Source organism: Paenibacillus fonticola DSM 21315, from assembly GCF_000381905.1.
GTDB classification, from domain to species: Bacteria; Bacillota; Bacilli; order Paenibacillales; family Paenibacillaceae; genus Fontibacillus; species Fontibacillus fonticola.
This window is the reverse complement of the sequence record NZ_KB907263.1, coordinates 49189-62562: the sequence shown is the minus strand read 5'-3', so window position 1 is coordinate 62562 and position 13374 is coordinate 49189. Positions and strand designations below refer to the sequence as shown.

The following is a 13374-nucleotide window of genomic DNA, read 5'->3' as shown; positions in this document are numbered from 1 at the left end:
GATCCTTAATATTTGCCAAAGTCGTGATCCGACAGCATAATTTTACGCGGTGCGGTTCCGGCGGCTGCAGGATCACCGTCTTCGGTAAAGACCTGCATTCTTTTCTTCTCCGACATCGAATCCAGCAGCCTCATCACTTCCGGATTCAGCTGCCCATGCTCCCGGTAAGCTGGCGGGGATTGGCTTTTGATCTTGAATCTGCCAACCTGCTCTCTCAGCAGCTCTGCCTGATCCGACAGCTCTTCGCTCGCTGCCGCGCTCTCTTCCGAGGTCGCCGAGTTCGCCTGCACCACCTGCGATACCTGCATCAGCCCTAGATTAATCTGGTTTACGCCGGAGGCCTGCTCGTTAGAGGCTATAGCAATCTCATTCACCAGCTCGGCCACCTTTGCCACGTCCTCCACGATATGCTGGAGGGCCGATGCCGTTTCGTTGGCGATTTTCGTGCCGTCCTGCACTTTGCGGATGGAGCCCTCAATCATTTCCGTCGTCTCCTTCGCTGCGTTTGCCGAGCGGGCCGCCAAGTTTCGTACCTCCTCAGCAACCACGGCAAAACCTTTGCCGTGCTGTCCTGCTCTTGCTGCCTCTACCGCGGCATTGAGCGCCAGAATGTTCGTTTGGAAGGCAATCTCATCGATGACCTTAATGATTTTGGAAATGCTCTCCGAAGCTTTGTTGATATCGTCCATGGCGCCCAGCATTTCCTTCATCTGCGTATTGCCCTGGACAGCATTCTCTTTAGCTGTCTCAACTAATACATTGGCCTCTGTCGCATTATCGGCATTCTGCTTCGTCTGCGTGGCAATTTCCTCTAGCGAGGCGGTCAGCTGTTCCACAGAGCTCGCCTGCTCGGTAGCCCCTTGAGACAGAGACATGCTCGTCTCAGATACCTGGCGCGAACCGGAGGAAACTTGCTCTGCCGCCGTATTAATATTCGCCAGCACGTCGTTCATGTTATGCACCATAATTCTGAACGCTTCGGACAGGGCTCCGATCTCATCCTTCGAATGTACCTGTACCATAACATCCAGGTTTCCGTCCGCAACCTGTTCAGCTGCCTGCTTCACTTCAAAGATCGGACGCGTGATCAATCTTGTAATGATGAGAGCAATCAACAGCGACAGCACAACGGCTGCAGCAGAACCCGCGATGATCGACGTTTTGGTCATCGACTCTACTCTCTCGGCTTCCAAGCTGCGTTCTAGCAAAAGTTTGGACTCTATGCCCGAGCTTTCCGCAATAATAGCCCTGAATTCATCAAAGGCGGCTTTGCCCTTCGCGGCCTGCTCTTCTTTAACGACATCGTCCATGGAGCCAATGCCTTTAGAAACGTTCCGTCTTAGCTGAATGTTATTCTCGGCGATTTGCAACCATTCCTGGTGCACATTTTGGATTTTGTTCATCAGTTCCTGCTGATAAGGGTTGTCCGAAGTCAGTTCCTTAACGTGATTGAAGCTCTGTTCAAAGCTGGCTTTGCCGCTTACATAAGGTTCAAGAGAATTTTCATTTCCCGTCAGCGCAAAACCGCGCTGCCCGGTTTCCATATTGACCATGCTGTCCAGGACAGTTTGCAATCCCATCAGCACTTCATATGTATGTTTGTTCCAATCCATTGCTTTGCTAGTTTTGCTGAAATTCTGGTAGCTGATGACTGATAATGTCACCAAAACAGCCAACACAGCCATGAATCCGATATTCAATTTTTTGCCAATGCTTAAATTGCGAAATGCTCTAACCAGGGGAACCACTTCCTCTCAGTTGTCTTATGATTTGAACCTTCATTGCCAGAATTATTTTCCGGAATATATCCAGAACCCTGCCAGTTTATGACCGGACGATCTCGCCCAAATCCTCAACCTCTTGCTCGTGAAGCAGCTTCTCGCAGTCTAGAATCAGCTTGACATCCTGCCCGACCTTGCCGATGGCCTTAATGAATTTAGACGTCGATTTATGAAATTCTGGCGGCGGTATCATCTCCTCCTCCGGAATGAACAGCACCTCAGACACACTGTCCACGATAAGACCGATGGAGATTTCCTTAATGTCGACCACAATGACGCAGGTACGGTCCGTGTATTCCCGGAAGCTCTTCTTGAAGCGCAGCCTCACGTCCATGACCGGAATGATCTTGCCCCGCAAATTAATAATCCCCCGTAAGTATTCAGGCATTTCCGGAACTTCGGTAATCTTCTGAATGCCGATAATCTCCGTGACAAACCTGATTTCGATGCCGTAGAACTCCTCCTCCAATTGAAAGGTCAGGAATTTACCTGTCTGCGTGTCCTCGATTTCAATATCATCTTGCTGTATCTGACTCGCCATGCTATGCCTTCCTCCTTCCTTGGATAACTTGCTTAGTCATAACACACAATGCTTTGCTGCTTAAGCTACTTGCCATTCAACAGACCCTGGACGTCCAGGATCAGGCTGATGCTCCCATCGCCCAGCAGCGTACATCCAGAGACGCCTTCAATGCTGGTCAAATTATGGATATATGGCGGCAGCGCCTTTACTACCACCTGCTGCTGGCCAATCAGCTCGTCCGCAAATATGCAAATCTGCCGGTCATTCTGCTCGACCATGATGAGTATCCCCTGTGTCAATCCGGTAACATCGGTCTGAACTTCAAACCGCCGATGCAGCCTTTCGATAGAATAGCATTGTCCGCGCACCATGATCATTTCGCCACCGTCCGGATCGGTGATAATATCGCCGGCCGCCGGACGGAAGGATTCTTTGATTGCCGTTGTCGGCAGTGTATACCTTGACTCTCCTACCCTAACGTTCATACCGTCGATAATCGCCATAGTCAGAGGTATTCTAATCGTAATCACGGTACCTTCATGCAGGGCGCTGTCAACGGTCACGACTCCGCCTACGGATTCGATATTTTTGGTGACCACATCCATCCCGACTCCACGGCCGCTAAACTCCGTAATTTGGTCTTTCGTCGAGAATCCGGGCAAGAAAATGAGGCTGTATATTTCTTTATCCGTCATTTCGCTTTCGTTCTTCACGAGTAAATCATTCTGCCTGGCCCGCTGCAGCAGCTTCTCTTTATCCAAGCCCCGCCCGTCATCCCTGATCCGGATCAGCACCTCTCCGCCAGCATGGCTCGCTTCCAGCGTCAGCGTTCCATACGCCGGCTTCCCTCTCCGTATCCGTTCTTCACCGCTCTCTAACCCATGATCGATGGCATTCCGCACCATGTGCATCATCGGGTCGGCAATATGGTCAATAATGTTCTTGTCTACTTCGGTGTCCTCTCCTACCAGTTGCAGCCGCACATCCTTCCCCAGCTTCTTGCCCATGTCACGGACGATGCGGTGCATGCGCTGAAACGTGCCGGATAATGGGATCATGCGAATCGACATTACCATATCCTGCATTTCTGTCGTTATTTTACGAAGATGGCGCGAAGCCTTCTGAAATTGCTCCAGCTCCAGGCCGAGTCCCTGCAAATCGGGATTTTGCGTGACCATAGCTTCGGCGATGACAAGCTCGCCAACTAAATCCATAAGCTCATCGAGCTTGGCTATATGTACGCTTATAAAGTTGGACTGCTGGGATGAGGCACCCCGCTTTGTTTCCTCCTGCGCCCTCGGCGTTGCTTCTCTCAGCGGAATCACAGGAGAATCGAGCTTATGCTGCTCCTTGACCAGTTCGGACGTGAATTCGCCTACGGACAGAACGCCAGTATCCGGTTGTTTCTCAAGCACGATGCTCCGTACATAGCTGATCTGATGCAGAAGCTGGTAAATTTGGTCATACGTCTTGTCCGTCTGGAACGACAAACGCAGACCTTCGCGGCGGATTTCCGCCACCGCCTTCTCATCTTCCAGCAAATCCTCTGGAACATGGGCGATCGATTGCAGCTCACTCTGCAAGTTCATTACAGCTTGATAGGCGCGAAGGTTCTCCATCTCGCAGCCTTCATCGTAGCGGAGAACGGCCATATATCTGCAATGCCCGCTTTCAAGCGATATACCTGATTCCTTTGACTCGATGAGGGGCTGCCGCTCAGGAGCTCTTATCGGCGTACCGCTTGCTGCATCAGCTGTCCCGTGCAACTGCTTCATTTCCGCCAGCAGCGCCCTGAACTGCTCAATTAAAAAGGAAGCGTCACCGTCCGCCGGGTCGCCGTTTTTGATTTTCAGCATCTCCACCTTCATGAAATCGATGCTGCCCAGCATCAGCTCAGAAACAGCCGAATCATCGGCAAGCTGCAGCTGCCTTTCCCGAATAAACGAAAAAAGATCCTCCGTTACATGCGCCAAGGTAGAAATGTTGTGAAACTCCATCATGGTGGATGAGCCTTTAATCGTGTGCATGATCCGGAAAATCTCATTAACTACGCCTAAGCCGTAATCCTTTGTTTGCTCGCAATCGAGAATGGTCTGCTCAAGCTGCTCCAGCAAAGTCGATGTTTCGAAGATGAACATCTCCAGAAGCGTATCGATTGACGAATAGTCTGTCATGCGGAACGATCACCTTCTATCTCATATGTATGGAATAATGGGCATTTAGTCCTTTGTTATTAGGTATTTTATCACGCTGTATACAAAAACGGAATGAATTTGTGTCGAATTATGATTTATTTTAATTTATCTTGTCGAATTGTGTATTTTCATCCAATTTAGCCTAAATGTTCGAATATGAAGCTGCAGGTTTTATGTTATTCTAAAAAAAGATTGACCTTCCGGTAACTGGAAGCTTTGTTTATCAAGATATTTAGAAAGGATGATTCTGAATGTCCAAGCCTAACCGCATCTCTGCCCTGCATATTACCGCATTGCATGAATTTTATTTTCCCGTCACCAACACTTCAGCTTCTTCCCGCTGGTACCAGCAGCACTTCGGTTTGCAGCTTCAGGAGCTAAATTCAGATCGGGTAAAACTGCGCCTGGCCGAAGGAACCACTTTGACGCTCGTAGAGTGTGGTAAACTGAACAAATACGATACGGTACCTATTAACTTCAAAGCGCATGATGCGCGAAAAGCTTACGACATGCTGGACAAGTCGCAGGTACGGGCCAATCGGCCGGAGGACTGGCTCCACTATGTCGACTTTGACGTTCATGATCCGGACGGCAATCCGTTTAACATCATCAGCGATCCCTCCTGGCCTGATACGCCAAACAATTATTTTCGGATTGATGGCATTTTTATCAGTCTGACCGATTTTGACCGCTCCTTTGAGTGGTATAAGGACATATTTGACGCAGAAATCGAATATTCGTTTGATCACCCCACCGACTCGCTGGAGAACGCCCGCTTCCGCTGCTTCAAGGAAATCCCGGTAAATGTGGTGGAGTCGCCTGTCAGCGTCATTCAGCACAGAGTATGCGAATTTCGCACAAGCAGCGCGGCGGAGGATCATCGCTACCTGCAAAGCAAAGGCGTGAGCGTCACCGCTCTAACAGAACAGGAAGACGGCTTGAAGGCCTTTGCTTTCTGCGACCCGGAGGGCAGAGAGTTCGGGATGCTCGAGTTCTAAGAAAAAAATCAGCCCGAACACCTTCAATCCATGGCGTCGGGCTGTATTTTGTTATGGCCGATCCAGCGCCCAGCGCTGTCTTGTTGATGCAACGGTCTCCCCGGTCAGGATCGCCTTCTCGATCAGCATCCCCAAATAATGATCCTGCGACGCTTCCGCAAGACTATAAAACTCAGGCCCGCCGCGGACATACTCAGCCATGCGCTGCAGGCAGCGGGCAATGGCGATTTCATCATCGTACAGCCTCGCCGGAGCAAACGGATTGTCATAGAGCCATTGGTCGCCGCACAAAATGCCCTGCAGGAAGTAACCCTCCTGATTTTCGAGCTCCCCTTTGTTTATCCGTTTTAGCTCCATTTGCAGCGGTATCGTCGACTCTTGCTGGATTAAAATGCGGCTGTCGAATATTTCTCCGCGTTCCCCGCGAACGGAAAGATGGTTCGAGCGCACCCAGGAACGATGCTGATCCTTCGTAAAATCATAAATCCCGAGCCGGTCTCCAAAATCTAACCAAGCTAAATCCCGCTGCAAAGGAATCATCGCATCTTCGGCTGGCGGGCCTTGGCGCGTCGGGCCTTGCACCCATTCGGACTGGAAACGCATGCCTCGGATTTTAACTTCCTCAAAGGTGATGCCCAGCATTTTGCGGATCAAGCTGACGCCATGATAAAGATGGGAGATAGAAACGGTCGTTTCCGTAATTCTTCCCAGTCTTCCCGAGCGAATGAGAGCGAGACGCGCTTCTTGGATAGGGTGAAAATGATATTGCTCCGCGACTTGAACGCGAGCGCCTATAGCCGTTAGCCGATCATGCAGCAGCTCCAGGCCCTCCAAATCCGGTGCCGGCGGCGTCTCCATCAGTGCCGGTATGCCCGCCTCAGCCAGCTGGAACAAATAATCCATCCCTGCTGCTCCACTGACCGAAACGACGATAAAATCGGGACTTTCGCTCTTCAGAAGCTGTTCAAGCGAACGATAAGTCGTTACACCCCACCGTTCCTCCATTGGTCTTGCTTTGGACTCGTTCCTGACGACTATACCGCTGACCTGAAAAGTCTCCGGCAGAGCCTCCGCAATACGCAAAAAATATTGGGCCCGAAAGCCTGCCCCGCCGATAACGCTGAATTTTACTGGCTTCATCTCGTCTTCCTCCCGACCTATTGCTGTTCACTCGCATTTAATGCTGGCCTCGTTTTGGCGTTAAAACGGGGAGCAAGGGCCAATAAGCCTTCTCGCGTATAAAAGGGATTGTCTTTCGCCAATGGAAGGCTGACGGGCTGCTTCGTTATGGATGCCTCGTAAACGGCCGTAATCAGCTCCAGCACATTTCTTCCGTCCTGACCGTCGATAAGTACCTGATGCGATCCATTCTCGATGGCTGTCAAAATATTATCAACCTGCCCTTCAAACCCGCTATACAGCAGCGGTTCAATCCCACCCCTGTAAGCTTCGATTTCCGTCTCCAAAGCAGGGTTCCGCTCAGGAAACCCATTGTCTTTCGCCGTCGAGGCGTACACTTTCCAGGGAGAAGAAATACGGGCGTGCTCGCCTTGAAATACCATCTGCCGCTCCTCCCCATGATGGATGACGGAACTCGTAATTTGCGCCAGGCTCCCACCCGCATAGGAAAGGATCGCAATGGAGATATCTTCGACCTCCGAATTCGGGTGCGAGGTGTTGCTCATGACAGCCTGTACACTTTGCGGCATTCCCATCATCCACAACAGCATGTCCATGTGGTGAACGCCATGGTTGAGCGTGCAGCCGCCCCCCTCCTGCTCCCAGGTTCCGCGCCACCATAGATCGTAATAACTCTCGCCGCGCCAATGATATGAATTGACCTGGGCGTGGACGATTTTCCCTGGTAAGCCGGAATCTAGGATATGCTTCAAATTCCAATTGGGTTCATGGAAGCGGTTCTGGCCCACGACGGACAGAATGCAACCAGATTCAGCGGCAGCCGCCAGCATTTGATCGCATTCCTCAAGCGACATCGCCATCGGCTTCTCGACAAGCACATGTTTCCCTGCGCGCAGTAAATCACTAGCAATCTCGGCATGCATTTGAGGCGGAGTACAAATGGACACCAAGTCGATCTCCTCCTCATGAAGCAGTTCTTTATAATCCTGCATGACTTTGCAGTCGAATTGAAATTTGTCCCGAAGCAAAATGGCTTTGTCTTCATGACGATTAACTAAAGCAACCACCTTACAGCGCTCTGAAAAAGAGGCATAAGCAGCCGCATGAGAATGTGCAATAGACCCTGTACCGATGATAGCTACGCGTATTATGACGGTTCACTCCCCGATGACAATAAGATAGCGCTTCCAAGTAATTGCTGGCGAGCGCTTCGAAAATTCTCCTATTATATTAGCAATTCAATTAGCTGATTTGTATAAGAACAATGCACAATTTACTTTAATTTCTCCAAATTAAAAGTAAAGACCATCCCAACTGCTGCTGGGAATGGCCTGTTCTTGCTGCCTGCGCAGCGTTATGGCGAAGCGCATGGCGTTCCGTTTGCCCTACTCCGTATTTTCCTTGCGCTTGGTCCATAATTCAAAAGGCTCAGATCCGTTCGCCATCTCGACGTATTGAAAAGGAATATTCGGGTTGCTCCCCGCCGGAACGACCTTTGCCTCCATGGCAACCTCCTTGGGGGATGCGTAGTAGACGGCCTTCAGATCAGCCCGCTGGATCGCGCCCTGGCACATGGGACACGGCTCCCCGCTAGCGTAAATCTCGCAGTCGGACAGCAGCTCGCTTCCCAATACGCAGCTGGCCTCCCGAATCGCTCTCATCTCGGCGTGATCCGTTGGATCCTTCGTTTCCAACACAGTATTGACGCCGGTCGCCACGACCTCTCCATTCCTCACAATGACGGCCCCGAACGGCCGGCCGCCCTTCTCCTTCACGTTGCTGCGGGCTAAATCAATCGCCAGCTGCAGAAATTGTTGAGTATTCATCTGTACAACCCTCCCGACTCTGCAATTATATCATCCGCCTTGTCCTGGCGTTAAGCCCGAGGCACATAACTAAGGCTGCAGCCTTAGTCGATTGCAGCCTCTCCGTCATTCGCTTTGGTCGGCAGTACAGCTTCTCTCACATCGTGTTAATGATAAGCCCGATATGCGTAAAGTAATTCATCGCCCCGAACAGGACGAAGAGGATCCCCGTGACTCTCCAGCATAACCCCATAATACGGGTGACTATTGGATTTCTTGTGGCCAGGGAAAATGGCAGGAGAATCGCCCCGATGCCGGTAACGGCATAAAGACCAGATATAAAAGAAGCCTCCAGCAGCGGATAATCCGCAAACCGTCCGGATATCGGCTCTTCGGGCGGCGCTGCGAATAACTGATAATATACGCCGGCGATAGCAATGGATATCAGCGCCAGCCCCATGGCGGCAGCAAAATAGGACAGAGGCCGAATCATGTCGATGAGCTGTGAAGTCAGCACTCCAGATTGCTGCTTGGCTTCCTTGTCGCTTAGCTCCGCCTTAAGGTTCGATCTGCGCCAAATCAGAATAGCTCCGCCCAGCAGCATAACGCCAAAAGCCAGTGTAGGCTCGCCAAATATGATGTCATCGAACGGAAACCCGATTTTTGACAAAGGCCAGGTAAGCGTCATCGCTCCACCCGTCAAGGTTAAGATAAAACCGGGAACGGCAAAGCCAATTGACCAGCCTTCGAGGCTGATTTTATCTCCGCGGGTGACATGCTGGCTGAAGCGGACCAGCATCAGCAGCGCGATCCCTGTTGCGACGGACATGATAGTATTGTAGACCTGGGTTTGTGACCAATCAATATGCATGCGTTGCCCCCCGTATACGTGAAATTCATGCGTTACGTCCATTTATTCCCATTAACTAAACCGGCATACTATACGGGTGAGAATCAACACAGGTGAAATTCAGCACTGATGAATTTTAACGCAGGTAAGGCTTGATGAACAGGATCATTTCATTCTATACTTACCTTAGATAAGGTTAATTCCAATATGGAATCGGTCATGAAGCACATGCCGCTTGATACAGTTTCCCTTTCTTAACAAAGAAAGGCGATGCTAGATCAGAGCGGCTTTTTTGCTTCCAGTTGTTACTGATTCACAAATTACGAGAGGGTGTGCACCAATGCAGCGCTTTGAAGAAGAATATGACGAATGGATGCAGAAGCATATTTCGGAGGAAAAGAACCATCGGCGACAGGAGCTTCTTGAAAAGGGACTCGGACATGGGACGACAGCGTTTTTACGGTCAGTTTGGTTTCCTGCGGTTGGCAGTTTAAACAACTTGTATCCCGAATGGGAGGTACGCGATTTCCATAGCGGATATCGTTATTTGGATTTGGCATATATGCCTGGAGATGCGAAAGGCGGAATTGAAATTCAGGGATACGGACCTCATGCGAGGGATTTGGATGTTAGAAGATTCAAGGATCTGTGCCGAAGGCATTGTTTGCTTGCCCTGGATGGTTGGGTTTTTCTGCCGATAGCCTATTTGTCCATCCAAGACGAACCCGAGGAATGCCAGCAGCTCGTTCTATCCTTTATTGGCAAATTTATTTCCATGGACGCCCCTTTCCACTTGTCTTGGCTTGAAGCTGAGACGATGCGTTTTGCCCGCCGGTTATTACGCCCTTTTACACCTTTCGAACTTGCCCATCATTTGCGGATCAGCGACCGTCATGCCAGACGGCTTCTGCATGAGCTAATTGATATGAACATCCTAAGCATAGCTAGCGGAAAGCAGCGAGGCCGAAGTTATAAGCTGAAGTTGTAATTGCAAAGAGAGAAAACAAGGGGGCTAGGAAGGATGAGGTAAGGGAGAGAATAAGTGAGAATAAGTGAGTAATGTGAGTATCTGCGAGTGTCTGCAAGTATCTGTGAGTAATGTGAGTTTCGCTTTGTTTTGCTTCTTAGCCGAGTTGATCGATAAAGTTAACGGACACCTGGTCCGCTATTTCGCATTTTTATCCGTTTTTTTGAGGCTAACGGACTCAGGATCCGCTATTGACCTATAAACCACGTAGTTCTCGCCAAATTATGCCTAATAGCGGAACTACGGTCCGTTAGCTTGAGAATATGTGTTCTTTTCTCAATATAGCGGAACCAGGGTCCGTTAAGCTTGGCCTTCCATTACTTCACACTAATTCACGTTATGATCCGACATCAAGAAACCATGCTCGTGCTTAATACTTCCATTACTTCACACTAATTCACGTTACATTACGCCTACTTCCCATTACTTCACACTAATTCACATTGCTTCACATCACCATTACTTCACACCACTTCATATTACTTTATATTACCACACGCTAATCCACGTTGATCATATTGCCTCACGCCACCTCACGCTACCACACGCTAATCCACGTTGATCATATTGCCTTACGCCACCTCACGCTACCACACGCTAATCCACGTTGATCATATTGCCTCACGCCACCTCACGCTACCACACGCTAATCCACGTTGATCATATTGCCTCGCCACCTCACGCTACCATACGCTAATCCACGTTAATTATATTGCCTCACGCCTACCTCAAGTTACTTATACCTAATCCAGCCTGCCTATACAAAGGCATCAACCTCGTTTCGCTCTGGAATCGATGTCTGTGCGCCTGCCTTAGTGACGACGATAGACGATACTTTCGTCGCGAAGGAAATCGCCTCTGGCACGCTCCGGCCTTCGGATAAGCCGACGGCGAAAGCTGCCACAAACGAGTCGCCAGCGGCTGTCGTGTCAACTGCTTTCACCGCTCGAGCCGGGACATGAAACGACTCATTCGCATTTACGTATAGGGATCCGTTGCTGCCGAGTGTAACGATGAGGCTGCTCACTCCTTTGGCAAGCAGGACTTTGGCTGCATCCTTAGCGGACGCTATAGAATCGACGGTCTGTCCGCTTAGCTTCTGCAGTTCGGTCTCGTTGGGAATCAAATAATCCAATTTACCAAGCACCTCATCAGGGATGGAGTCCGGTGCAGGAGCTGGATTCAATATGACAGTTTTTCCATGCTTTCTTGCCAAATTAACAGCCGCATAAACCGCCTCATGGGGAATTTCCAGCTGCAAAATAACACTGTCCGCTTCCTTGATCAGATTCTCATGCGCTGTCACGTAAGACAGATCGCAAAGATCATTGGCGCCCGATAGCACTACAATGCTGTTATCTCCCTCGTCGTTGACCTGAATGACGGCCAGACCGGAGGATGACGCAGATTCAAGATCGATATGATCTGTATTGACGCCTGCCTGCCTAAGATTATCTATGAGCGGACCCCCGAATTCATCCCCGCCAACCTTGCCCAACATGGAGACATCCGCCCCTAGCTTTGCAGCGGTCACAGCTTGGTTCGCTCCCTTGCCACCTGGTACCCGTTCGACAGAGCTGCCAAGCAAGGTCTCCCCGACCTGCGGAATGTATGGAACTCGAAGCACCAGGTCCATATTGATACTGCCTATTATTAAAATTTTGCTTGCTCCCATAAAGTTACACTCCTCAAATGCAATACCTTTGGAACCTTATTTCCCTAACTCATGTCTAACTCATGCCTGATTTTTCAAGGATTATCACTCAGTCACAGGCCTTCTTCACCATTTCGTGCCTTTCACCACTTCCCGCATGCCTTCTTCACCATTTCGTGCCTTTCACCACTTCCCGCATGCCTTCTTATCCTATTCCGCATGCCCTTTCACCACACTTCTCATTCCTTGATACCGAGATATCAATATAATCCTACTCTATCTTAATATTCTCTCCATTACCAGTTGGTTGAAACGCGCATATTCGGCCTCGGCCGCAATACTGATTGAGGGGGCTGTTCCAAACCCTTATTGGCGTTAAACTATTTTACCGTTCCAGCTTCCATTGCGGGTGCCTCCTATTAATTTTAACATCAGGACTTGTACTTTAAAGACAGCTCATGCTGAGTAGACGTAAAAAGCCGAGGCCTTTTTTTGCTCGGCCCCGGCTTATAAATAAGTAACACGATCATCGCCTTTTTTCTTCCAATACCTTTTCAGCTAAAACAAATCCTCCGACAATCCCCGCGTCATCTCCCAGCTTTGGATGAACCAAATAATGATCTACCTGCGGGATCTCCACATAACTAGCAATGAATTCAGGCAATCGTTTTTTTATTTTCGAAAGGAGAACCGGACTTTTCATCACCCCTCCGCCCAAAATAACAATTTCAGGGCGCAGTGTCATAGAATAGTTAAATACAGCTTGGGCCAAATAATCAGCCAGAAAGTCCCACACTTCATTGTCTTGGCCTATTTCATCGCCTTTTTTACGCAATCTTGCTTCAATCGTAGGCCCGGAAGCCATTCCTTCCAAACAATCCCCGTGATAAGGACATAATCCAGCAAAATGATCCAACGGATGTCTCCGTACCTGAATATGCCCCATTTCGGGATGGCTGAATCCTTCCAAAATCTCTCCTTTAACTATGGCACCGCCACCGATGCCGGTTCCAACCGTTAAATAAAGCACATTATTCAATCCACAGCCCGCACCTTTATTTGCTTCGCCTAAAGCTGCACTGTTTACATCCGTAGTCCAGCCAGCAGGAACATTATAGCGTTTTCTGATTTCTCCTAATAAATTAAAATTTTCCCATGCTAGCTTCGGTGTGTTTTTAATGTAACCATAAGTGGAAGACTTCGGATTCAAATCGATGGGGCCAAAAGACCCCACCCCTATCGCCTTTAAGTCGAATCGATCAAAAAAATCGAATGTTTTCATTAATGTCTCATCCGGTGTAGTTGTAGGAAAAGATACCTTCTCCACAACTTCGAGATCATCGCTTCCTATGGCACATACAAATTTGGTTCCCCCTGCTTCTATTGCACCATACAAAAGAA

At 49.5% G+C, this 13374-nt stretch carries 11 protein-coding genes; 2 read left to right on the top strand and 9 right to left on the bottom strand.

Going from position 1 to position 13374, the window contains the following annotated elements; genetic code table 11:
- Positions 1–5 precede the first annotated feature (5 nt).
- The 3 genes from G358_RS0118630 to G358_RS0118620 all read right to left on the bottom strand — a co-directional run bounded on the left by G358_RS0118630 (position 6) and on the right by G358_RS0118620 (position 4478).
- A complete protein-coding gene (locus tag G358_RS0118630) occupies positions 6–1685 on the bottom strand; it encodes a methyl-accepting chemotaxis protein (RefSeq protein ID WP_084662846.1) in 1680 nt (559 codons plus the stop codon).
- 139 nt (positions 1686–1824) lie between these two features.
- Positions 1825–2322, bottom strand: coding sequence for a chemotaxis protein CheW (locus tag G358_RS0118625; RefSeq protein ID WP_019638764.1), 498 nt, complete (start codon positions 2320–2322; stop codon positions 1825–1827).
- 65 nt (positions 2323–2387) lie between these two features.
- Positions 2388–4478, bottom strand: a complete 2091-nt coding sequence (locus G358_RS0118620) for a chemotaxis protein CheA (RefSeq protein WP_019638763.1) — start codon at positions 4476–4478, stop codon at positions 2388–2390.
- A gap of 272 nt (positions 4479–4750) precedes the next feature.
- Here G358_RS0118620 and G358_RS0118615 point away from each other — a divergent pair, with 272 nt between their 5' ends.
- Positions 4751–5497 carry a VOC family protein gene (locus G358_RS0118615; RefSeq protein ID WP_019638762.1) on the top strand — a complete coding sequence of 249 codons (747 nt, stop codon included), beginning with the start codon at positions 4751–4753 and terminating at the stop codon, positions 5495–5497.
- Positions 5498–5548: 51 nt separating this feature from the next.
- Here G358_RS0118615 and G358_RS0118610 read toward each other — a convergent pair whose 3' ends face one another.
- From G358_RS0118610 to G358_RS0118595, 4 genes are all read right to left on the bottom strand, one after another.
- Positions 5549–6637, bottom strand: coding sequence for a Gfo/Idh/MocA family protein (locus tag G358_RS0118610; protein ID WP_019638761.1), 1089 nt, complete (start codon positions 6635–6637; stop codon positions 5549–5551).
- Positions 6638–6654: 17 nt separating this feature from the next.
- Positions 6655–7788, bottom strand: a complete 1134-nt coding sequence (locus G358_RS0118605; protein WP_026342350.1) for a Gfo/Idh/MocA family protein — start codon at positions 7786–7788, stop codon at positions 6655–6657.
- Between the two features lie 234 nt (positions 7789–8022).
- Entirely contained in the window at positions 8023–8463 is a 441-nt protein-coding gene (locus tag G358_RS0118600) for a nucleoside deaminase (protein WP_019638759.1), read from the bottom strand.
- 136 nt (positions 8464–8599) lie between these two features.
- A complete protein-coding gene (locus tag G358_RS0118595) occupies positions 8600–9313 on the bottom strand; it encodes a DUF981 family protein (RefSeq protein WP_019638758.1) in 714 nt (237 codons plus the stop codon).
- 319 nt (positions 9314–9632) lie between these two features.
- Between G358_RS0118595 and G358_RS0118590 the strand changes: the two genes are divergently transcribed.
- A complete protein-coding gene (locus G358_RS0118590; protein ID WP_019638757.1) occupies positions 9633–10280 on the top strand; it encodes a hypothetical protein in 648 nt (215 codons plus the stop codon).
- Positions 10281–11076: 796 nt separating this feature from the next.
- Here the strand turns inward: G358_RS0118590 and rbsK are convergent.
- On the bottom strand, positions 11077–11994 hold the full coding sequence (gene rbsK, locus G358_RS0118585; protein ID WP_019638756.1) for a ribokinase: 918 nt from the start codon (positions 11992–11994) through the stop codon (positions 11077–11079).
- A 505-nt stretch (positions 11995–12499) separates the two neighbouring features.
- The gene (locus G358_RS0118580) at positions 12500–13369 is read right to left on the bottom strand and encodes an ROK family protein (protein ID WP_019638755.1); all 870 of its coding nucleotides are present in this window, start codon (positions 13367–13369) and stop codon (positions 12500–12502) included.
- Between the last annotated feature and the right edge of the window lie 5 nt (positions 13370–13374).